Raw genomic sequence first — 22339 nt, 5'->3', positions numbered from 1 at the left:
CCTCCGGGAATCCGCGAAACTCAGCCGCCGATCTCGTACATCTCGACATGCCGCCGCGGCATGGCCTCGGCGGCGCCGCGGATCTCGCTGTAGCGGTCGCCGCGCGCGGTCCAGACCGCGCCGACGAGCCCGGCGAGCTCGGCATCGGTCGCGCCGGCACGCAGCGGACCGCGGAGATCGTGGCCGCTCGAGGCGAACAGGCAGGTGTAGAGGCGCCCGTCCGCCGACAGGCGCGCGCGGGTGCAGTCGCCGCAGAACGGCTCGCTGACCGAGCTGATGAAGCCGATCTCGGCGCTGCCGTCGGCGAGCGCCCAGCGTTGCGCGACTTCGCTCCCATAGTTCGCGGACAGTGCGCGCAACGGCCAGCGTGCCGCGATTGACGTGCGCAGATCGGCGCTCGGCACGACGCGCTCGTGGCGCCAGGCGTTGCAGGTGCCCACGTCCATGTACTCGATGAAGCGCAGGATGTGGCCGGTGCCGCGGAAGCGCGCGACGAGGTCGGGCACCTCGTGGTCGTTGATGCCACGCATGACCACGCAGTTGATCTTGAGCGGGCCGAAGCCGGCGTCGCGTGCGGACTCGATCGCGGCGAACACGTCGTCGACCTCGCCGCGGCCTCCGGAAAGCTCGCGGTAGGTCTTCGAGTCGAGCGAGTCCACGCTCAGCGTGATGCGACCGAGGCCGGCCTCGCGCAGTGCCTTCGCGTGCATCGGCAGCAACGCGCCGTTGGTCGTCATCGCGATGTCGTCGATGCCCGGCACCGCGGCCAGCCTGCGGACGAGTTCGGGAAGGTCGCGCCGCAGCAGCGGCTCACCGCCGGTCAGGCGCAGCTTGCGCACGCCGAGCCCGGCGAACACGCCGACGAGGCGCTCGACCTCCTCGAAACGCAGGCGCTGCGCCTTGCTGAGGAATTCGTGGTCGCGCGGGTAATCCTCTTCCGGCATGCAGTAAGGGCAGCGGAAGTTGCAGCGATCGATCACCGAGATGCGCAGGTCCGTCAACGCGCGCGCGCGGCGATCGCGCGGAGGCGCGGTGTCGACGCGGATCGGGATGACGGGACGGCTCACGCAGGGCCTCCTGTGGCGAGGACGACATCGGCATGCGGATCGGCGAGCGCGAGGCGATCCCCGCGCACCGCGACGCGATGGCCACGCCGGGCCAGCGCCTCGGCCTCGGCGACCGAACCATAGTGGTACAGCAACAGCCGCGCCAGCAACGCGGGTGGATACTCGCGCTCGAGGTCGTCGATCCCGCTATGTGAGGGGTTGCCTTCCAGAACACAATCGTGGGCGACGATCTCGCCGTGTGCGGCGTGGGCCGCGAGCATCTCGGGGATCGGCCGCGTATCGCCGGTCCAGACCAGGCTGCCGAGCAGCGATAGGCCGAACGAGGTCATCGGCGCGTGATGGCGCGTCGGGAACACGTCGAACCAGACGCGCTCGTGCCAGAAGCCGCGCGAGACCGGCACGAGCTGGAAGCCGTCCCAGAAATTCGCGCCGCCCTCGGCAAGCACCTCGGGGTAGTCGGCGACGCGCGCCTGCAGCACGGGAACGAGCGCGGCATGCACATAGAGACGGACCCTGCCCCGTCGCGCCGCATCGAAGAACACCGTGTAGAACAGGCGCTCGAGACCGCCGACGTGATCCATGTGCGCATGCGTGAGGTAGATCGCGCGCGGCGGTTCGCCGTAATGATCGAGATAACCGGTCAGCGCCTCGGGACCACAGTCGATCATGAGCAGCGGCGCGCCGTCGCGTTCGACGACCGCCGACGACGACCCGAGCTCGACCGCACTCGCATTGCCGACACCGAGGATGTGCAGGCCGAAGCTCATGGCGCGTCGCCACGCGCGGCGCGATCGGCGAGCACGCGGTGGTAGGCCGCGAGCAGCGGATGCCAGAAACGCGCATCGAAACCTTCGAGGCGCTTGATCGCCCCGATCTTGGCCAGCGAACGGTGCAGCCGTTCGAGGTTGGCCTGCTGCCACGGCATCGCCGGCGGTCGCATGCGGCCGCGGTCGAAGTCGAGCAACCAGATCTCCCCCGCGCCGTCGACGACGACATTGTGCGCGTTGAGATCGGCGTGCCAGGCACCTCGGACGTGGAAACCCGCCAGCGTGCGGCCAACGCGGGCGGCGAGCGCGGCGTCCACATCGCCGGCCAGGCTGCGCTCGGCCAGCGTCCGCGCACCCGGGATGCGTCGCGTCACCAGGTCGGCGCGGTAGCGCAGGCCCTCACGCACGTATCGCGCGAACAACGGGGCGGGCACGCGCAACCCTGCATCGTGCAGCTGGGCAAGCAAGGTGAACTCGCGGAAGCCGCGCGTGCGGCGGCGACCGGTCCACAGGTAATGATCGGCGTTGAGTCTGCCGACGAGGCCGCCGCGGCGGTAATGGCGCAGCACGCCGGCACCGAACGGCGCCTCGAAGAACACGACGCCGCCGCGACCACCCGACTGCGTGCTCGCCGTCGACGACGCCTGCCAGTGCGCAGGCTCGAACCACGCCTCGTCGACGTGCTGCACCGCGGTGGCGTCGAACAGGATCGCGCCGGTCGGCGTGGGCTGGACTTGCGCTCGGATCATCGCTCTGCGAAGGTCTCGCCTTTCGGCGTTTCCGGCCGGAGTCTAGCAAGGCCTGCATGTCCCGCGCCCCTTCCTCCAGCAGCGCCCCGGTCGGGTCGCTGTGCATCCTGCGCACCTCGGCGATCGGCGACGTCACCCACGTGGTGCCGCTCGTGCGCACGCTGCAGGAACACTGGCCCGACACGACGATCACGTGGCTGGTCGGCAAACTCGAGCACAAGCTGGTCGGCGATCTGCCCGGCGTCGACTTCATCGTGTTCGACAAGGCCGCACGCCGCGAAGGTTTCCGCTCCGTTCGCGAGAAGCTCGCCGGACGACGCTTCGACGCCCTGCTGCACATGCAGATCGCGTTGCGCGCCAACCTTCTCAGCGTGCTCGTGAAATCGCCGCTGCGCATCGGCTATGACCGCAAGCGCTCCAAGGATCTGCACGGCCTGTTCATCAATTGCCGCATTCCGGCGCGCAGCGGCGAGCATGTGCTCGATGCCATGGCGAGCTTCGTCGAGCCGCTGGGCCTGCAGCAGACCGCGGTGCGCTGGGACATACCGATCCCGGAGGCGGCCGAAGCGTTCGCCGCCCATGCGTTGCCCGCGGGACCGCGCACGCTGCTGATCAGCCCGGCCTCGAGCCACCGCCTGCGCAACTGGCGCGCGGAGCGCTACGCCGCGGTTGCCGACCATGCCGCCCACGAGATGGGCTGGCGCGTCGTGCTGTGCGGCGGCCCGAGCGTGTTCGAGCGCGAGTTCGGTGACGAGATCCTTTCGCACATGCAGACGCGTCCGGTCGACCTCATCGGCAAGGACACGCTCAAGCAGCTGCTTGCGCTGCTGCGCCGCGCCGACCTCGTGCTGTGCCCCGATTCGGGACCGATGCACATGGCGAATGCGGTCGGCACGCCCGTTCTGGGCCTGCACGCGGCGAGCAATCCGGACCGCTCGGGGCCTTATTCGGACCGCCAGTGGTGCGTGAACCGTTACGACGACGCCGCGCGCAAGTACCGCCGCAAACCGGCCAGTGCACTGCCTTGGGGCACCAAGCTCGAACACGTGGGCGTCATGGACCTCATCACGGTCGAGGACGTGATCGAGCGTCTCGAGACGTTCGCGGCGACGGTGCCGCCACGCATTCAGCGAACTTGACGGGAGCTGAATCCCGGGCCGGCACTAGGTGGCTGGCTCGAATTGTGCACCGCATCATTGCATGATGATGCCCATGCTGCCCGAGCCCCCCGATTCGTCCTACCGCTCCGCATTGCGTCCACCGCGGCGCTCCGAGAGTGCGAGCCTGCCGCGCCAGGACGCGACATCACGGGGTCGCGCCCTCGCCGCACGTGATGGGCGACCTCTGGTCCTGAGACCCATCCGCCCCGATGACGTGGACGCACTGCGGCGTGCCTTCTCGCGCATGACCCCCGAACAGGTGCGCATGCGCGTGTTCCACGCGCTCAACGAACTTCCCGAGCCGGTCGCGCGCTACATGTGCAACGCCGACCCCGAGAAGACGGCGGCGTTCGTGGTCACCGACGCGGACGGCGGCGAGATCCGTGCCGAGGCACGCGTGCATTTCGATCCGGTATCGGCAACGGCCGAGTTCGGCATCGCGGTCGATCCGGCCTTCATCGGCCAGGGACTCGGCCTCGCGCTCATGCTCGAACTCGTCGATGCGAGCCGTGCCCGCGGCATGCTCGGAATGTGGGGTGACGTGCTCGTCGAGAACACGCCGATGCTCGCGCTGACCGACCGGCTCGCCTTCGCGCGTACGCCGACGCCGGGCGACCCCGGCGTGCTGCGACTGACACTGGATCTCTGACGCCGGCTGGATATCCCCACCGCTTTCGCGCACAGTCTCGCGTCCACGATGTCGAGGGGGCACGCATGCTGGTACCCGGGGAATCCACCGGCGAGGAACGTTCGTTCAGCGTCGTCCGTGACTGGCAGTGCCTCGCCGACGCCGACGGCGAGGCGATCGTCCAGTTGTGGCTGCGCGAAGGCGCGCTCGGCGACGAACCGCGCGCGCGGGAGCGCCTCGGCCAGGTCGTCGCGCACGCACGCGACGCTGACGGTGCCGTGGTCGGCGTGTGCACCGTGTACGCCGACACGCTCGCCCAGACCGGCCAACCGATGTACCACTACCGGTCGTTCGTCGCCGAAGCGTGGCGATCGAGCCTCGTCGTGCGCGCGTTGATCATCGAGGCCGTGCGCTGCCTGGAGGACTACGCGGTCGCGAACGACTACCCCTGCGTCGGCATCGTCGTCGAGCTCGAGAATCCGCGCTTCCGCCATGCCCTGGCCGACGTGCCGGTGTGGCGCGGCCCGGGCGTGCGGCTCGTGTACGTCGGTCGCAGTGCCCGCGGACTCGATGTGCGGTTGCAGTACTTCCGTGGCGCGTCGCTGCGCCGCCGTGCCGTACCCGCGGATCCCGTGATCAGCCGCTGATGCCATTCGCGAACGTACGGGTTGGTCTGCCCGGAAACGGGTGTTAAGCTCGATGACGGTGTCATGAAACGCATGGTCCCGGAGGGAGATGTCCGGGTGCATGCAGTCTCGGGGCGGCGGCGACCGCTCCTCCACGCGATCACCCTGGGGAAAAACCTGATGAACGATACGTTCCGCACGGCCGGCCTGCGCCTCACGCCGCTGGCTGCCTGCGTCGCACTCGCCTTCGCGGTCGGCACGACCGCCTCGACCGAGACCGTCGCCCGCGAGAAGGGCAACCGCGCCGAACCCAAGCCGCTCTTCGAGCGCCTGCGCCGTACCGGTGACGGATTCGAGCAGATCCAGCGTGCGCGCCTCGAAGCCGGCTGGGAGAAGGCCCGCACCGTCGCGCCGCGTCCCGCGGGAACCACCCCGGTCACGTCGTGCGCGGATGACGGCAGTGCCGGCACGCTGCGCGACGTCATCGCCAATGCGGTCGATGGCGACGTCGTCGACCTCAGCGCGCTGACGTGCAGCTCGATCACCCTGACCACGGGCGGCCTCGCGGTCAACGTCGACAACCTCAGCGTGATCGGTCCGGGTGCCGCGGCGCTCACGATCGACGCGGCGGGCGGCGGCACCGCGTTCGACTTCTTCGGTGCGGAGTACGGTGGTTACGGAACCCTCTCCGTGACCGGCCTCACGCTGACCAACGGTTACTATCTAGATGCCGCCGGCGGCGCCATCTGGACTGCCAACGGCGGCAGCGTCGTCCTCACCGATTCCGCGGTGACCAACTCGACCTCCAACGGCAAGTACGCCAGCGGCGGCGGCATCTTCGCCGACGGCAATGTCACGATCGTCAACTCGACGATCAGCGGCAATCTCGCCGACAGCAGCAAGTACGACGGCATCGGCGGCGGCGTGTACGCCAACGGCAACGTCTCGATCACGAGCAGCACGATCTCGGGCAACACCGCGCGCTCGAACGGCAGCTACACCTACGGTGGCTACACGTACTACGGCGCCGGTTTCGGCGGCGGCGTGTCGGCCGGTGGCGTGCTCACCATTTCCAACTCGACGATCAGCGGCAACGCGGCGAGCTACGGTGGCGGCGTCGCGGCGGGCGCGATCGGCTCGCTGACCAACAGCACCATCACGCTGAACACGGCCAACGCCTCCAACAGCTCCGGCACCTACGGCGCCGAGGGCGGCGGCGTGGTGATCCTGATCGGCAAGGGAGGCAAGGACAGCGCGCCGCAGGGTGTCGGCGCGGCCAACATCGGCAGTTCGATCCTGTTCGGCAATTCGGGCGGCGGCACGCTGTTCGGCGCCGATCTCGGCGGCACCACGGGGGCAGCCGTCACCGGCGCGAACGCACTCGTCGGCTCCTCGACGCTGACGTTGCCGCCCGGCACGCTCAGCGGCAATCCGCTGCTTGCCCCGCTCGCCAACAACGGCGGACCGACGCAGACGCATGCGCTCGGCACGGGAAGCCCGGCGATCGATGCAGGAAACAACGCGGCAGCCCTGGAAACCGACCAGCGTGGCGAGGGTTTCCCGCGCGTCTCCGGAACGGCGGCCGACATCGGCGCGTACGAGACACAGGCGGGCGGCGGCGGGCCCGAGCCCGAAGCGGTCGCGTTGCCGACGATGTCCACATGGGCGCTCGCGCTCATGGCAGGCCTGCTCGGCCTGTTCGGCTGGCGCCGGCAGCGTGAGGAACGCGCACCGCGCTGAGTGTCACGTCGCGGGCGCTCGCGTGCGCCCGTGACCTTTCTTTCGAGGGCGACCGATCACCGTCGGTCGCCCTTTTTCTTGCCGGGTCCGACGATGCGCGAAGCGGCCCCGGACGAACGACGAAGGTGCCACGCATGACCGACACGAACGCCGAAGCCCCCGCCCAGCAAGTGCTCGCGAGCGTCCACACGACGAATTTCCCCGAGCTGCTGCGCCAGCTCGGCGGTTGCCTGCTCGTGACGACGTACCAGGCCGGCAAGCTCGTGATCCTGCGTCCCGACGGTGCCAGCATCAACACGCACTTCCGCTCGTTCAACCGGCCGATGGGTCTCGTGGCCGATCGCGAGCGCCTCGTGCTGGGCGCGCGCGTGGAGATCGCGACGTTCCGCAACATGCCCGACGTGGCGAAGCGCCTGCAGGATCCGCCGCGCCACGACGCGGTCTACATGGCGCGCTCGGGCCACATCACGGGCGCCATCGACATCCACGAGATGGCCTGGGACGCGAACGGCGACACCTGGTACGTCAACACGCTGTTCTCGTGCCTGTGCACGCTCGACGAGCGCTCGAGCTTCGTGCCGCGCTGGCGTCCGCGCTTCGTGAGCCACTATGCGCCCGAGGACCGTTGCCACCTCAACGGCCTCGCGATGCGCGACGGCAAGCCGCGCTACGTCACCGCGCTCGGCGAGACGAACACACCGCAGGGCTGGCGCGTCAACAAGCGCGATGGTGGCCTGCTGGTCGACATCGAGAGCGACGAGGTGGTCACCCGAGGCCTGTCGATGCCGCATTCGCCACGCTGGTACGACGGTCGCCTGTGGGTGCTCGAGTCGGGCCGTGGCGCACTGGTGACGGTCGATCCGAAGACCGGGGAGCGCACCGACGTCGCCCGCGTGCCGGGCTTTGCACGCGGCATCGACTTCCTCGGCCCGATCGCCTTCATCGGCCTCTCGCAGCTGCGCGAGACCAATGCGTTTACCGACATCCCGATCACCGAGGACAACAGCGACCGCCTCAGCGGCGTCTGGGCCGTGCACATCCACACCGGCCGCACGGTCGCCCTGCTCAAGTTCACGGGCGGCGTGCAGGAGATCTTCGCCGTGCAGGCGATCCAGGGCGTGCTGTTTCCCGAGATCGTGCACGAAGGCGATCTGCTCGCGAGCGCGTATTCGCTGCCCGATGCGGCCTTGCGCGAGGTGCAGCTCTCGCCGCCGAAAGCCGACGATGCGAAGCCGGCCACGCCTGCGGCGGGATACGGCGCGCGCTGACGGCGCGGGCGACGGCGACCGCCACGCGCTAGACTGCGGGACTTCACGCTGGCGGCGAACGCCCCGGCGATGCCGTCCTTTTGCCACGCCCCGATGTCGACTGCCCTGATCACCACGCCGCTTCCCCCCAACGCCCGCCAGCGCCGCCAATGGATCACGCCGGACGGGTCCGCGCTCGCGCTCGCGATCGCCGACGCCGCGCGGCGCCATGAAGGCCTCGTCGTCGTCGTCACGCGCGACACGCATGCCGCGCACACGCTCGAAGCCGAACTCGGCGTGTTCGCCGACCCGCAACTCGAGGTGCTGCAGTTCCCGGACTGGGAAACCCTGCCCTACGACCTGTTCGCACCGCACCCGGACATCGTTTCGCAGCGCGTCGCGACGCTGTACCGCCTGCCCGCGCTGTCGCGCGGCGTGCTCGTGGTCCCCGTCGGCACGCTCATGCAGCGGCTCGCGCCACGCAGCTACATCGCCGGTTCGGGTCTCGTCATCGCGGCCGGCGAGCGCATCGACCTCGGCGACGAACAGCGCCGCCTCTCGGCCGCCGGCTACCGCAACGTGCCGCAGGTGCAGGAGCCGGGCGATTTCGCGATCCGCGGCGCGATCCTCGACATCTACCCGATGGGCAGCGCGGTGCCGTACCGCATCGAGCTGTTCGACGACGAGATCGACTCGATCCGCACGTTCGATCCGGAAACCCAGCGCTCCGACGCGAAGGTCGAACGCGTGCAGCTGCTGCCGGCGCGCGAATTCCCGCTGACCGAGGAGACCGCGCGCGCGTTCCGCAACACGCTGCGCGAGCGCTTCCCGATCGATCCGCGACGCTGCCCGCTCTATCAGGACATCAAGGAAGGCACGGCGCCGGCCGGCATCGAGTACTACCTGCCGCTGTTCTTCGAGGGCAGCACGTTCGGTCCGCCCGGAACCCTGTTCGACTACCTCGACGACGATGCGCTGTTCGTGCTCGGCCCCGGAGCGCTCGACGCCGCCGAAGGCTTCTGGACCCAGGCGTCCGACCGCTACGAGCAACGCGCACACGACGTCGAGCGTCCGATCCTGCCGGTCGCGGAGCTGTACCTGCCGCCGCAGCAGCTGCGCGAAGAGCTCAACCGGCAGCGTCGCGTCGACGTGCTCGCACGCGGCGAGGACGATCACGCCGCCGATCTCGGCACGCAACCCGCACCGTCGGTACCGCTCAACCGCAAGCACGAAGCGCCCGCCGAGGACCTGCAGCGCTTCCTCGAGGCTTACCGCGGCCGCGTGCTGCTCGCGACCGACTCGGCCGGCCGCCGCGAAGCGCTGATCGAGCTGCTCGCCGGCGCGGGCACGCGTCCCGTCACCGTGCCGTCGTGGCGCGACTTCGCCGCCGGCGACGCACGCCTCGCGATCACGGTCGCCTCGCTCGAGCAGGGCTTCGCGCTGACCGACCCCGCGCTGACCGTGCTGACCGAGCGCGAACTGCTCGGCGAGCGCGTCCAGCAGAGCCGCCGCCGCAAGCGCGCGGCGCGCGATCCCGAAGCGATCATCCGCGACCTCACCGAACTCGCGATCGGCGCGCCGATCGTGCATGTCGATCACGGCGTCGGCCGCTACCAGGGCCTGCTCAAGCTCGACGTCGGCGGCCAGGACGGCGAGTTCCTCGCGATCGAGTACGCCAAGGGCGACCGCCTCTACGTGCCGGTGTCGCAGCTGCATTTGGTCAGCCGCTACTCGGGCACGGCGCCCGAACTCGCGCCGCTGCATTCGCTCGGTGGCGAAGCCTGGGAACGCGCCAAGCGCAAGGCGGCAGAAAAGGTACGCGACGTTGCCGCCGAGCTGCTCGCGATCTATGCACAGCGCGAGGCGCGCCAGGGCACGTCGATCGAGGCCGATCGCCTCATGTACGACCAGTTCGCCGCCGCATTTCCGTTCGAGGAGACGCCCGACCAGCTGCAGGCGATCGAGGCGGTCATCGCCGACCTGCGCGCGGCGCGCCCGATGGACCGCGTGGTCTGCGGCGACGTCGGCTTCGGCAAGACCGAGGTCGCGCTGCGCGCCGCATTCGTCGCCGCGATCGCCGGCAAGCAGGTCGCCCTGCTCGCGCCGACCACGCTGCTCGCTCAGCAGCACTACCAGAACTTCCGCGACCGCCTCGCCGACTGGCCGATCCGCGTCGAGGTGCTGTCGCGCTTCAAGTCGAAGAAGGAGACCGACGCTGCGCTCGACAAGCTGCGCGACGGGCAGATCGACATCATGATCGGCACCCACAAGCTGCTGCAGCCCGACGTGCGCTTCAAGCAGCTCGGCCTGGTCATCGTCGACGAGGAACAGCGCTTCGGCGTGCGTCAGAAGGAGCAGCTCAAGAAGCTGCGCGCCGAGGTCGACCTGCTCACGCTGACCGCGACGCCGATCCCGCGCACGCTCAACATGGCCATGGCCGGCCTGCGCGACCTCTCGATCATCGCCACGCCACCGGCCCACCGCCTGGCCGTGAAGACGTTCGTCGGCACCTGGGATGTCGCGCTCGTGCGCGAGGCTTTCCAGCGCGAGCTGCAGCGCGGCGGACAGGTCTACTTCCTGCACAACGAGGTCGACACGATCGAGAAGACCGCGCGCGAACTCGAGGCGCTCGTGCCCGACGCGCGCGTGCGCGTCGCCCACGGCCAGATGCCCGAGCGCGAACTCGAACAGGCCATGCTCGACTTCTACCGCCAGCGCTACAACGTGCTCGTCTGCACGACGATCATCGAGTCCGGCATCGACGTGCCGAGCGCGAACACGATCATCATCAACCGCGCCGACCGCTTCGGCCTCGCCCAGCTGCATCAGCTGCGCGGCCGCGTCGGGCGTTCGCACCACCGCGCCTACGCCTACCTGATCGTGCCGGAAGGCCGTGCGATCACGGCCGATGCCGAGAAGCGCCTCGAGGCGATCGCCTCGCTCGAGGAACTCGGTGCCGGCTTCACGCTGGCCACGCATGACCTCGAGATCCGCGGTGCCGGCGAACTCCTCGGCGAGGGCCAGTCGGGCCAGATCGAGGAAGTCGGCTTCACGATGTACCAGGACATGCTCGATCGCGCCGTGCGCGCGCTCAAGTCGGGCAAGGTGCCGGATTTCGACCTCACCAGCGACCACGAGGCCGAGATCGAACTGCACCTGCCCGCGCTGATCCCCGACGACTACCTCGCCGACGTCAACGCACGCCTCACGCTGTACAAGCGCATCGCGAGCGCGCGCGACGAGGATGCCTTGCAGGAGCTGCAGGTCGAGATGGTCGACCGCTTCGGTCTGCTGCCCGATCCGGTCAAGCACCTGTTCGCGGTGACCGATCTGAAGCTGCGCGCGACGCCGCTCGGCATCCGCAAGTTCGAGCTCGGAGCGAACGGGGGCCGCATCGTGTTCGTGCCCAAGCCCGCGGTCGATCCGATGACCGTGATCCGCATGGTGCAGACGCTGCCCAAGGTCTACGCGCTCGACGGACAGGACAAGCTGCGCATCAAGCTGCCGCTGGAGGGTGCGACGGAACGCCTGCGCACGGCGGGCGAGATCCTGACTGCGTTGTCACGCAAACAACCGGCATAATCGGGGCGACCCGTCGCCCGAGGAATGCCCATGCGCCATGTGACCCTCGCCGTCCTGCTCACCCTCACCCTCGGCGGCTGCCGTGGTCCCGAGGAGCCGGCCGCTGCCGCCGAGGAGGACGAGGCGATCGCGATAGCCTCGTCGACCGGTGTGCTGCGTGGCGAGGCCACCTACCTCGAGCGCATCGCGGTCCCCGGCGCGGTACTGCAGGTCGAACTGGTCGACAACCTGCTCGCCGACGACCCTGGCGCGGTCATCGCCGACAAGGCCTTCACCGACCTGCAAGGTCCGCCGTACGCGTTCTCGCTGTCGTTCGATCCCCTGCGTGTCCGTGCCGACGGAAGCTACTCGCTGCACGCGAGCCTGCGCGATGCCGACGGCCGCGTCGCGTTCGTCACCGACACACGCGTGGACGTCGATCCGGCCAGCCAGGATGTCGTCACGTTCCGCATGATCCGCGTGTCGGCCGAGGAGCCGACCGCCGATGCGCGTCTCGAGGAGTGGCAGTGTGGCGATCGCCGCGTCAGCACCGTGGCCAGCGGCGACGCACTCGGCGTCAGCGTCGGCGAACGATCGCTGACACTCGCTCCCGCAGGTGCGGGCCGGCATGCCGACGCGTCCGGCAATGCATTCGAGGCCACCGGCGACACCGCGAAGCTCACGCTCGACGGCGCCACCGCGGTCGCGTGCACACGCGTTCCGCCAGCCGCGGCACCGGCGCCGGCCGGCGGGACCTGAGCCACGCGGTTCGTCACGATTCAGGCGCGGGCCCCATGGTCGCGCTCTAATCGGCACGCCGCATGTGCGGCGCCCTTCCCTGCACAGGAATGCCGAGATGAAGAAGACGATGATCGCGGTCGCCCTGGCCTTCGCCTGCATCGGCACGGCCTCCGCCAAGGACATCCCCAAGGCCGAGCTCGACGCGCTGGTCAAGGCCGGCACGGTGTGGTCGGTCGACAAGCTCGAAGCCGCCGTGCTCGCCAAGTACCCGGGCGGCAAGCTCGAGGACGGCGAAGTCGAGAAGCACCGCCGTGGCTACGTCTACGAAGTCGAGGTAACCGACGCCAACGGCGACGAGTGGGACATCGAAGTCGACGCGACCAACGGCAGGATCATCAAGATCGAGATGGACTGACCGCGCTCAAGGCGCCGCCGCGGCCTCCGCGGCGGGCGCCGGGACGCTCCAGATGCGCTCCCACAACGCGCCCAGCCTGGCGCGTGCGTCCCAGGGCCATTGAAGTTGGCGTACCGGAATCGCCTCCCAGCCCGTTCCCACCTGCCGCGCGACTTCGAAACGGAAGCTGTAATCGGGCTCCACGCCCATGCGCAGGTCCGACAGCACGAGCACGCCGTCGCGGACATCCGCCTTCAGGAAGCCGCTCGAGAACCACACCAGGCGCTCGACCGACGCGAGGTGTCCGTTGGCGGCGAACGCCGCGGCATCGCTCGCGTGCCGCGAGAACACGAGCGGCCCCTCGTCGACGACGAGCGAGCGTTGCGCGGTGAGATAACCGTCGGGCGTGAGCACGACGACCTGCCACAGCAGCGTGTTGAACGGTGTCGGCGCGCTGTACAGCCGCGCATCGTGCACGCCCTGGGCCGCGAGGGTTTCGCGCGCCGCGTGTTCGACGAGGTGCTTGGCGGCGACGCTCCAGGCGAGGTAGGCACTCGATGCGACGATGCCGAATGCGAGCCACGCGCGTGCCGAGGGGCGTGCACCGACGATCGCGACCGCGACGCACGCGGCGAGCAGCGGCAGCGTGTAGAGCGGGTCGATGATGAAGATGCTGCTGACCATGACCGGCGACATCGGGATCGGCCAGAACAGCTGCGTGCCGTAGCTCGTCATCGCATCGAGCATCGGATGCGTCAGCAGCGCGAGCTGGATCGCGGCGAACCATCGTCGCGGATGCTCGCGCACCGGCGTCCAGACACGCCTCGCGAGCAGCCAGATCAGCCAGCCGAGCAGCGCGAGCACGAACACCGAGTGCGAGGGGCCACGGTGCCAGGTCATGTTGGTGACCGCGTCGACGCCCGACAGCGCGAGCGGCACGACGTCGAGATCCGGCAAGGTACCCAACACGGCGCCGGCAACGAGGGCACGACGACGATGGGAGGCGGGTACGACGGCGGCGGCCAGCGCACCGCCGAGAACGATCTGGGTCAGCGAATCCATCCCGCGATCATAGCCGAGCCCCCGTCGTCGCGAGGTCGTGCACGATCGGCATGCCTTGCGCGGGATGCCCGCGCGCTTCACGTCATCGCAATGCTTTTCTGACGTCCATTGCACACATGCGTGGCCATAAATCGGTGACCATCGAACGACGCTTCCGGAGCACGGACGTGATGAAGACCCTTCCCTTTCTCCTCTGCCTTTCGCTGGTGACCATGACGACGAACGCCCAGACGCCGCCCCACTCGCCCGCTCCCGATTCCACCGAGGCCAAGGCCATCGCGACGACCGTGCGTTCGGCCGTCGCGCGCGAACTCAAGCAGGATGTCACGATCGATCTCGATGTCGTGAACATCGCGGGCGACTGGGCTTTCGCGACCGCGAACCTCCTCGACGCGAGCGGTGGCGCCTACCGCTACACGGGCACGCCACTTGAGGAGGCTGCGGCCGCCGGCGGCGTATCGAACCTCTATGCTGGCCTGCTCAAGCATCGCGACGGTGCGTGGAGCGTCGTCACGCAGGCGATCGGTCCGACCGACCTCGCCTGGGAAGACTGGCCGCAGAAGTACGGCGCGCCGACGTCGCTGTTCGCGACCGACTGATCACGGCCTTCGCTCGACGATGCCGCGCGCCTCGGGTTCGCGGCGTTCCGCCATGTGCGGAAGATCGATCACGTCGGGAGAATCGCGGCGGCGCCGAGGAAGCACCGGAGTCGCGGCGAGGCGTGGACGCATCGCTTGTGCATAAAAGATCGGGAGGCGGACCAGGGGAAATCCGCCTCCCGATCCCGCCTGGCCCTGTGCGCAGGCTTTGAACCGGCATGTCCGGAGCGTGCGTGACGGGTCACGCACGCTCCGCTCGCGTCACCGTCAGCGCGGCGGCGTGAGGATCGTGTAGTGCGAGGTCTTGGTGAACCAGTTGCCGTTGTCGTAGGTGATGCGCTGGGTGCCGTCGGCATTGCGGTTGTTCGAGCCGATGAAGGTCACCTTGCCGTTGTCGTTGCTGGCGACGATCTCGGTGTGCGACATGCCGCCACCCTTGATGATCACGACATCACCCGGCTTGGCGTTGGCGAGGCTCGTGGGGGTCCAGCCGTCATTGCGAAGATTGGTGTTGAGCTGCGACACGCTGTCGCTGCGCTGGCCGTGCGTGATCAGCCCGGCCTTCTCGAGTACCGCGGAGACGAAGTTCGCGCAGCAGACGTTGCTGGGCACGTTCGGGTTCATCGGCAGGTCGCCACTGCGCTTGAGCTCCGACGCGTTGCGGTCGAGGAACTGCTCGGCGATGCGTGCCGGGTTGCTGCCCGAGACCGGCGTCGAATCCGACGGGCCGCTGGGTCCGTCGACGCGCCCGCCGCCACCGCCGCGTTCCGTGCTCGTGCCGCCACTCGGGATGCGGATCTCCTGGCCCGGGTAGATCAGGTTCGGGTTGGAGATCTGCGGGTTTGCCGAGATCAGCGACGACAGCGAAACGCCGTGCTCCTGCGCGATCGCCGACAAGGTGTCGCCGCGCTGCACCGTGTGGCTCGAGGCCTGCGCCTGCGCGCCCGACGGCAGGTGCACCTGCTGGCCTGCGTGGATGAGGTTCGGATTGGAAATCTGCGGGTTCGCCGCGATCAGCGACGACAGCGAGACACCATGCTGCTGCGCGATCGCCGAGAGCGTGTCGCCGCGCTTGACCGTGTAGTCGCCACGTGACGGCTGCGTCGACGGTGTGTCCGCACCGCCACCCGGCTGCGGCTTCGGCGCGGGCGAATCGGAGATCTCGCCACTGATGCGGTCGCGCACCTTGCTCGTCGCCTCGCCCGCGGTGATGCGGCCGTCGCGATTGAGGTCGAGCCCCTTGTTGGCCTCGTAGGCCTTGGATCCGGCACTGAACAGCGTCGTGTTCGCATCGGGCTTCGGGCTGCCCGAGAGCACGGACGTATAGACCGCCTCGAGCGTACCGAGGCGTCCCGTGAACGGCTGGAAGTACTTCTCGACGTACTTGAGCTGCTCCACCGACGACATCTGCGAGAGCTGCGACGTGGACGTGCCGAGACCCTTCGCGGTGCTGTCCAGGAACTGGATGAGACCCGTCGCCGAGCTGGTCGGGTTCTTGACGCTCGGCGAGAACGTGCCTCCGGTCTCGAAGCTCATCGTCGCCATGATGTACTCGGGCTTGGTGCCGAGTCTTGAAGCCATCGCCTCGACGCCGGCGATGAACTCGGGCGTCACGTTCGGGTTGCCCTTCACGCCGGCGATGCGGTTGTAGTCGAAGCTGCCCGTCGACGCCGCGGCGTTGACGTCGGCCGACACGGCAGCCGCCTCGTTGCCCCCACCCGTGCCCGACGAAGGCACGTTGATGTGCTGGCCGCGGTAGATGACGTCGGGGTTGCGGATCTGCGGATTCGCCTCGAGCAGGTCGGCGACCGTGGTGCCGGTCTCGCGGGCGATCGACGAGAGCGTATCGCCGCTTTGCACCGTGTAACCGCTGTCCTGCGAGCCGAGGCTCGCGGTGCTGGTGGGGGAACTCGCGACGGCATTGACCTGGGACATGCTGGACCTCGCAGGACTCTGTGGGCGGATCCCGTGCCGGCGCAGCCCGACATGGACGATGCCCGATTGCAGCAGGCACGCACGCTCGTGCCCATCCGGCATTTCCCCAGCTCGGGTTTACCCGAGGTCGCGCAGCGCGTTCAGGGTTAACCCGAGAAAGGGTTCATCCGTATGTCGCTGTCCGCGACGTGAATGCAGACTCGCCCCGTCGACAACCCTTGATGGAAGGAAGGAGGAGGACCCACATGAGCATTCTCGGCAACAGCAATCCGTTCGGCGGCAATCTTTTCGAGAACATCCAGTTCCGCGCCGCGGTCAACCAGTCGCTTTCGGGCGTCGATCCGAGCATCGGCACGATCCAGGTGCGTGCCGCGCTCGACAACGTCGACGGCCGCAACCTCTCCACGCAGGAAAAGAACACGCTCGTCGCGGCGCTCGACGTGCTCGGCGCCGACGGCGAGATCAGCCAGGCGGACGCCGAGGTGCTCACCGGCATGATCGACCGCTTCGAGTCGACCGGCCAGTTCATCGACACGCTCACGGGCGGCAACAACGGCACCTTCCTCGGCAGCTCGCAGTCGTTCCTGCCGTTCTCGCCGTCGAGCCTCGCCTCGGCATTCCCGGGCAGCCAGCTGTTCGGCAATCTGCTCGGTTCGCTGATCGACAAGGTCGTGCAGTCGTTCAAGGACGGCCTGTTCCTCGGCGCCGCGAACAGCATGATCGACGGATGCGCGAAGTCGACCTACGGCGGAGACAAGGTTGCCGCGGCGCTCGACAACGCCGACCTGTCCAAGCTCAACCCGCAGGAACGCGCCAAGGTGCTGTCGATGATCGGCTTCGCCGCCGCCGACGGGCGCATCAGCCTCATGGAATCGCGCGCGATCTGCGATTACCTCGACGCCGCGCAGGGCAAGAACTGCGGTTGCGCGTCGGGCGAGTGGACCGTGAAGCAGGAAGGCGGCAAGGCCAACATCGACATCGGCAACTACACGATCCAGCTCAACGAGGGCAACTCCGAGTTCATCGTCACGAACAAGGAAACCGGCGAACAGACGCGCATCTGGGGCGACCCGCACTTCGAGCACAACGGCTCGCATGTCGGCGACTTCTACGGCACGACGACGCTCAACCTCGCCGACGGCACCAAGATCACGATCAACACCACGCCTTACGAGGCGGGTGGCAACGGCGCGACGCTGTCGAGCACGCTCACGATCACCCAGGGTGATCGCGCGATGCTCGTCACGGGCCTCGACCAGAACAAGCTCGGCGACCTGCAGATCTCGCAGACCAACAGCTTCGGCGGCCTCGTCGACGCGTTCGTCGACGACGGCGTGAACATCTACGAGAACACCGAGGACGGCCCCTGGCTGCGCCTCAACGCCGGCGGCTGGATGCAGGCGATCGACGGCAACTTCCTGTCGCAGATCGTCTGAGCCGGAACGAACGCATGCTTCACCACGGAACCCGCACGCCCCGCGTGCGGGTTCCTTCCGTTTCGGGACATGCGAATCGTCCACTAGGGACTTCCCCAGATACCCGCGCATCGACGCGGGTGATACTTTCGGGACGCGTCAAACAGGGGCTCATAACAGGTTGTAGCGAGGTCGCCCCATGAGCACAGCGCCGATTTCCTCGTCGTCCGGATACGGCTTCCCGGCCGGCCTTCCCGAAGATCTGCCAGAGGCCGCCACGCAAGGCCAGACCACCGACGGTGGTGATGGCGGCGATGCGGGCGATCCGCTGGCGGAGGGTCCACGCGGCGGTGGCTTCAAGAACGGCGGAGGTGGCGGAGGCCTCCTCGGCGACTTCCGCGACAGCGCACAGTCCGGCCTCGGTCTCGTCGCGGGCGGACAGAGCGGCCGTTTCGGCGAAATCACGACGCCCAATGCCGCGAGCCAGCCGAATCCTCCCTGGCAAAACCCCGGCAACCCGAATGCGTCACCGTTCCCCGGCCAGGCCGGAGGGGCCAACGGGCAGCCTGCGGGCGGCGCCAACGGTGGTCAGCAGAACCAGGGCGGCCCGACGAACGGTGCCAACACGCCCGCCACGGGCAACGGCCAGAACACCGGCGGCGCCAATGGCGGCAACCCGGGTACCCCCGGCACGGGTCAGACCATCGGCGGCAACAACGGCAATGCAGGAATGAATCCCGGCGCGAATGCCGGCACCCCGTCCACGACGACCGGCATGCAGGGCAACGGCATCATCGGCGGCACGCTGAATGCCGTGGGGGGTACCGTCAGCTCGCTCACCGGTGGACTGCTCGGCAGTGGCGGCGTGCTGGCCGCGCCTCTCTCGATCCTCTCCGGAGGCTCGTTCGGCGGCATGGGCAGCGTCCTCTCCGCGGCGGGTTCGATCCCGCTCGCGGTGGGCCAGGCGGTCGGCAACACCGTCGCGTACGTCGCCGGGCAGGCACAGGGCAACGGCAACGCGCAGGGCAATCCCCATGCCGCGAACCCGAATGCCCCGTCCCAGACACAGAACCCGGCGTCGAACGCGCCCCCGCAGCAGCACGCCAATCCGAATGCGCCCACGGCCCAGGCGGCGGGCTCGACGACTCATCCCAACGCACCGCGTCCGACGACGACATCGCAAGCCGGTTCCGCGACGTCCGCGAATGCGAACTCCATGCCGGCTCCTCCGACGCAGGCTGCGTCGCCGAGGCCGGCGACGCCTGGATCGGTGGCCGAGCCTGCGCATCCCAGTGCCGCAGCCAGTGTGACGCGCGGCTCGGTCACCGATCTTCCCCACGTCGCCGCCGCACGCCAGGGCGTTCCGACACTCGATACGCACGCGGCGACCAACACGACGAACACCTCGAACGCACATGCCGCGGCGCGCCAGGGCGGACTCAATGCGGTCCAGCCGCTCGCCAACCCGAACAACGTGTTGACCTTGATGCTCGCACCGCACGCACAGATCGGTGCCGAGGACGGCAGCATCACGCACACCGCGCTGTTCCGCGGACAGACTGCGGATGGCCAGGAAGCGGTTCGCGACATCCTCGGCCGCAGCTACGTGTTCAGCGCCGACGGCAAGCTCGTCACCCGTGCGCAGGAGCGCATGGGCATCGAGGCGATCGAGGAATCCAGGACCGATGCGATCGATGCCGACTCGGCCGCCAACCACGGCGAACTGTCCACGCACGATATCCTGTGGAAGGTCGTCGCTCCCGCATTCGTCGGCATGGGCGCACTGCTCGGCGGTGCGACGGCAGGTGCCGGCATCGCGGCCGGCTCGACCGGCATGGGCGGAACGTTCCTGCTCGTCGCGGCAGCCTCGATACTCGGCTACGGCGCCGTCCGCGCGATCTCGAACCTGCGCGAGATGTCCGACGAGGGCGCGTCGATCAGGCCGCTCGACAATCCCGCCGCGCGTACGCACTGGGTAGCTGCGGGTTCGCAATCGGTCGGCAGCCTGGCGTCACTCGCGCTTCTGCTGATCTGAGCCACGCGCGACGTTCCGTGCGAGGCTGCGGAACGTCGCCTGCGATGCCACCGCGCGCATCCGCAGCATCATCCGCACTCGAGGTGCCGGCAGCCTCCCGCATGACGCGATGACGGATAAGCGGGCGTGGAACGCCGGACCCGCCGCGTGACCGAGGCTCGCCGGCGTGTGAGGCTCCGCTCGAAGCGCAAGCCACCTCCCGCCATCACCCGCGCAGCACGGCCTCGAAGCGGATCTCGCCCAGGCCGCTCGAACCGAAGCGCTTGACGAGATCCGGGGCGCACTCGCGCAGTGCATCGCGCGCTTCCACCGAGGTGACGTCGGCGCGCAGCGCCCAGCCGTTTTCGTCACGCGTCAGCGTGAGATCGGTTCCCGGCATCAAGGTATCGGCCATGCGCATCATGACGCGCGCATCGCGCTGGTCCAGCCCGGACTCCGACACGAGCATCTGGCGAACGTGCTTCTCGATGAGGTCGGCGAGCCCGGGAGCGGGCGGCGGCAAGGTGGGCGCTGGCGCCGGCACCTCGAGCGTCATGCGATGGCTCTGCAACAGGGCCATCATCTCGGGAGGAAGCACGTCCTCGCGACGGCGCTCGAGTTCGTTCTCCTGCGCGCGCGGCCGCACCTGCCGTGCGGGATCCTCGGCGTGCGCCGTACGCTCGTCGCGCCTCTCGAACATCTGACGGAACTGGTCTACCTCTTCCTTGGGTACCGGGGCACGCGCACGTGCATCGCCGTCGTGCTTCTCGCGACGGACCTCGGGCCTTGCCTCGCTCGACGACGACGTGCGCATGCCATCACCTCCCGTTGGCGACGCGGTGGACGACGAGATCCTCGACCATCGCTTCGTCGATCGATTCGCGACGCAGGTCGCGGTCACGCAACCACTGCTGCTTCTGCTTCTCGAGCGCGTCGAGTTTCGCTTCGGCGCGGAAGAACTCCGCGACGGCCTCGGACAGGTCGTTGCGGGCAGCCTCGAGCGTGCGTTCGGCGGCGTTGAGTTCCGCCGTCGTCTCGCCGATGCGGATCGCGAGCAGGGCGCGACGCTCGTGCAGGCGACCGGGCTCGAGCGGTGAAGCACCTTCCGTGACGAGAGCACACAGGCGCTCGCCGCAGGCCTTGCGCTCGTGCACGAGCTCGTCGAGTCGCGTGCGCACGGCATCGCGGGCGGCCTCGCAGTGGGCGACGCGCTCGCGGCGTCGCACGACTTCGGCCATGGCACCATCGCGACGCGCACGGCGCGCGACGATCAGCGGTTCGAACGGGCAGCGCTTGCTCATGGGAACAGTCTCCGCAGGCCGTCGACCGCCTCGCTGAAGGGCGAGAGGTAGGACGGTGGCTGCCGCAGCAAGGCCCGCATGGCCTCGATGCGCGCGATCGCGAAATCGGCATCCTGGTCGGAGCCGGGTTTGTACTCGCCGAGCTGCAGCAGCAGCTCGATCTCCTGGTGCTTGGCGATGTACTTGCGCAACATGCCGGCACCACGCTCGTGGTCGGCGTCGACGACACGCGACATGACGCGGCTCGCGCTCGACAGGATGTCGATCGCCGGATAGTGGTAGCTCGCGGCGAGCTTGCGCGACAGGATGATGTGGCCGTCGAGGATCGAGCGGACTTCCTCGGCAACCGGGTCCGAACCGTCCTCTTCCTCCATGAGCACGGTGTAGAACGCCGTGATCGAGCCGCGCTCGTTCATGCCGGAGCGCTCGAACAGCCGCGGCATCTCCGAGAACACCGACGGCGGATAGCCGCGCCGTGCGGGCGGTTCGCCGACCGCGAGACCGACGTCGCGCAGCGCACGTGCATAACGCGTCGCCGAATCCATCATGAGCAGTACGCGCTTGCCCTCGTCGCGGAAGTACTCCGCGATCGCGGTGCCGAGGTGCGCGGCGCGCGCGCGCTCCGACGCCGGACGATCCGACGTGGCGACCACGAGCACGCTGCGCGCGAGGCCTTCCTCGCCGAGGTTGTCGTGGATGAACTCGTTGACCTCGCGACCGCGCTCGCCGACCAGCACGATCACGTTGACGTCGGCGTCCGCGCCACGCGCGAGCATGCCGAGCAAGGTGCTCTTGCCGCCGCCGGCGACCGCGAAGATGCCGACGCGCTGGCCCTCGCCGACCGTCAGCGCCGCGTCGATCGCGCGCACGCCACTCGCGAAAGGCTGGCCGATGAGGCGCCGTCCGAGCGGGTTCGGTGCCTCGCGATGGATCGGCACGTGCGTCTCGCGCTCGAACGCGGGCTTGCCATCCATCGGCTCGCCAAGCGGATCGAGGATGCGCCCGAGCACCCCGGGACCGACGCCCACCGTCGCCTGACTGCCGACCGCGATCACTTCGGTCGCGGTCGAGATGCCTTCGAGAGGACCGAGCGGCGTCAACAATGTCTGGTTGCCCGACAGGCCGACCACTTCGGCCGCGAGGCGCTTGCCTGCACCGGGCGTGCGCAGCTCGCACAACTCGCCGATCGAGGCATGGATGCCGGTGACGCGGATCAACGTGCCGTAGGCCTCGGCGACGCGTCCGACGTGGCGCACCGCCGTGCTGCGCGCGAGCGCGGCCAGAAGCGGATCGGCCTCCGCGTCCTGCGGCGTGACGATCGGCGCCTGCAGCA

At 68.9% G+C, this 22339-nt stretch carries 19 protein-coding genes; 11 read left to right on the top strand and 8 right to left on the bottom strand.

Annotated elements, in window-relative coordinates:
* Positions 1-20 precede the first annotated feature (20 nt).
* From moaA to ACQQ2N_RS16840, 3 genes are read right to left on the bottom strand one after another with little or no spacing between them, the layout of a single operon-like run.
* Positions 21-1067: a GTP 3',8-cyclase MoaA gene (gene moaA, locus ACQQ2N_RS16850; protein ID WP_440222729.1), complete on the bottom strand. Its 1047-nt coding sequence runs from the start codon at positions 1065-1067 to the stop codon at positions 21-23.
* Positions 1064-1834 carry an MBL fold metallo-hydrolase gene (locus ACQQ2N_RS16845; protein WP_440222728.1) on the bottom strand — a complete coding sequence of 257 codons (771 nt, stop codon included), beginning with the start codon at positions 1832-1834 and terminating at the stop codon, positions 1064-1066. The genes moaA and ACQQ2N_RS16845 overlap by 4 nt, the downstream gene beginning before the upstream one ends.
* Positions 1831-2583 carry a 3-deoxy-D-manno-octulosonic acid kinase gene (locus ACQQ2N_RS16840; RefSeq protein ID WP_440222727.1) on the bottom strand — a complete coding sequence of 251 codons (753 nt, stop codon included), beginning with the start codon at positions 2581-2583 and terminating at the stop codon, positions 1831-1833. Before ACQQ2N_RS16840 ends, ACQQ2N_RS16845 begins: the two co-directional genes overlap by 4 nt.
* A gap of 56 nt (positions 2584-2639) precedes the next feature.
* Between ACQQ2N_RS16840 and ACQQ2N_RS16835 the strand changes: the two genes are divergently transcribed.
* The 8 genes from ACQQ2N_RS16835 (at position 2640) to ACQQ2N_RS16800 (ending at position 12701) form a co-directional block, all read left to right on the top strand.
* On the top strand, positions 2640-3722 hold the full coding sequence (locus tag ACQQ2N_RS16835) for a glycosyltransferase family 9 protein (RefSeq protein ID WP_440222726.1): 1083 nt from the start codon (positions 2640-2642) through the stop codon (positions 3720-3722).
* A 61-nt stretch (positions 3723-3783) separates the two neighbouring features.
* Entirely contained in the window at positions 3784-4392 is a 609-nt protein-coding gene (locus ACQQ2N_RS16830; RefSeq protein ID WP_440222725.1) for an N-acetyltransferase family protein, read from the top strand.
* 65 nt (positions 4393-4457) lie between these two features.
* Positions 4458-5018: a hypothetical protein gene (locus ACQQ2N_RS16825; RefSeq protein WP_440222724.1), complete on the top strand. Its 561-nt coding sequence runs from the start codon at positions 4458-4460 to the stop codon at positions 5016-5018.
* 159 nt (positions 5019-5177) lie between these two features.
* The gene (locus ACQQ2N_RS16820) at positions 5178-6737 is read left to right on the top strand and encodes an IPTL-CTERM sorting domain-containing protein (protein ID WP_440222723.1); all 1560 of its coding nucleotides are present in this window, start codon (positions 5178-5180) and stop codon (positions 6735-6737) included.
* Positions 6738-6871: 134 nt separating this feature from the next.
* Positions 6872-8005: a TIGR03032 family protein gene (locus tag ACQQ2N_RS16815; protein ID WP_440222722.1), complete on the top strand. Its 1134-nt coding sequence runs from the start codon at positions 6872-6874 to the stop codon at positions 8003-8005.
* Between the two features lie 93 nt (positions 8006-8098).
* Positions 8099-11566, top strand: coding sequence for a transcription-repair coupling factor (mfd, locus tag ACQQ2N_RS16810; protein ID WP_440222721.1), 3468 nt, complete (start codon positions 8099-8101; stop codon positions 11564-11566).
* Between the two features lie 30 nt (positions 11567-11596).
* On the top strand, positions 11597-12304 hold the full coding sequence (locus ACQQ2N_RS16805) for a YbaY family lipoprotein (protein WP_440222720.1): 708 nt from the start codon (positions 11597-11599) through the stop codon (positions 12302-12304).
* Between the two features lie 97 nt (positions 12305-12401).
* The gene (locus ACQQ2N_RS16800; protein WP_440222719.1) at positions 12402-12701 is read left to right on the top strand and encodes a PepSY domain-containing protein; all 300 of its coding nucleotides are present in this window, start codon (positions 12402-12404) and stop codon (positions 12699-12701) included.
* A gap of 6 nt (positions 12702-12707) precedes the next feature.
* Here the strand turns inward: ACQQ2N_RS16800 and ACQQ2N_RS16795 are convergent, their stop codons facing one another.
* Positions 12708-13742, bottom strand: a complete 1035-nt coding sequence (locus tag ACQQ2N_RS16795; protein ID WP_440222718.1) for a metal-dependent hydrolase — start codon at positions 13740-13742, stop codon at positions 12708-12710.
* Positions 13743-13912: 170 nt separating this feature from the next.
* On the opposite strand from ACQQ2N_RS16795, the gene ACQQ2N_RS16790 reads away from it, so the two are divergent.
* Positions 13913-14341, top strand: a complete 429-nt coding sequence (locus ACQQ2N_RS16790; protein ID WP_440222717.1) for a hypothetical protein — start codon at positions 13913-13915, stop codon at positions 14339-14341.
* Between the two features lie 267 nt (positions 14342-14608).
* Here the strand turns inward: ACQQ2N_RS16790 and ACQQ2N_RS16785 are convergent, their stop codons facing one another.
* Entirely contained in the window at positions 14609-16276 is a 1668-nt protein-coding gene (locus tag ACQQ2N_RS16785; protein WP_440222716.1) for a LysM peptidoglycan-binding domain-containing protein, read from the bottom strand.
* Between the two features lie 245 nt (positions 16277-16521).
* Between ACQQ2N_RS16785 and ACQQ2N_RS16780 the strand changes: the two genes are divergently transcribed.
* Both ACQQ2N_RS16780 and ACQQ2N_RS16775 read left to right on the top strand, forming a co-directional pair.
* The gene (locus ACQQ2N_RS16780) at positions 16522-17712 is read left to right on the top strand and encodes a DUF1521 domain-containing protein (RefSeq protein ID WP_440222715.1); all 1191 of its coding nucleotides are present in this window, start codon (positions 16522-16524) and stop codon (positions 17710-17712) included.
* Positions 17713-17890: 178 nt separating this feature from the next.
* The gene (locus tag ACQQ2N_RS16775) at positions 17891-19726 is read left to right on the top strand and encodes a hypothetical protein (RefSeq protein ID WP_440222714.1); all 1836 of its coding nucleotides are present in this window, start codon (positions 17891-17893) and stop codon (positions 19724-19726) included.
* A gap of 205 nt (positions 19727-19931) precedes the next feature.
* On the opposite strand, the gene ACQQ2N_RS16770 is transcribed toward ACQQ2N_RS16775, so the two are convergent.
* From ACQQ2N_RS16770 to ACQQ2N_RS16760, 3 genes are read right to left on the bottom strand one after another with little or no spacing between them, the layout of a single operon-like run.
* Complete coding sequence (locus ACQQ2N_RS16770) at positions 19932-20519, bottom strand: hypothetical protein (protein WP_440222713.1); 588 nt, start codon at positions 20517-20519, stop codon at positions 19932-19934.
* A 4-nt stretch (positions 20520-20523) separates the two neighbouring features.
* Positions 20524-21006, bottom strand: a complete 483-nt coding sequence (locus ACQQ2N_RS16765; RefSeq protein WP_440222712.1) for a hypothetical protein — start codon at positions 21004-21006, stop codon at positions 20524-20526.
* Positions 21003-22337, bottom strand: coding sequence for a FliI/YscN family ATPase (locus tag ACQQ2N_RS16760; protein ID WP_440225791.1), 1335 nt, complete (start codon positions 22335-22337; stop codon positions 21003-21005). The genes ACQQ2N_RS16765 and ACQQ2N_RS16760 overlap by 4 nt, the downstream gene beginning before the upstream one ends.
* Between the last annotated feature and the right edge of the window lie 2 nt (positions 22338-22339).

Source organism: Dokdonella aquatica, from assembly GCF_051987395.1.
GTDB lineage: Bacteria > Pseudomonadota > Gammaproteobacteria > Xanthomonadales > Rhodanobacteraceae > Dokdonella.
The sequence above is the reverse complement of the archived record's forward strand: the minus strand, read 5'-3'. Positions and strand labels throughout refer to the sequence as shown.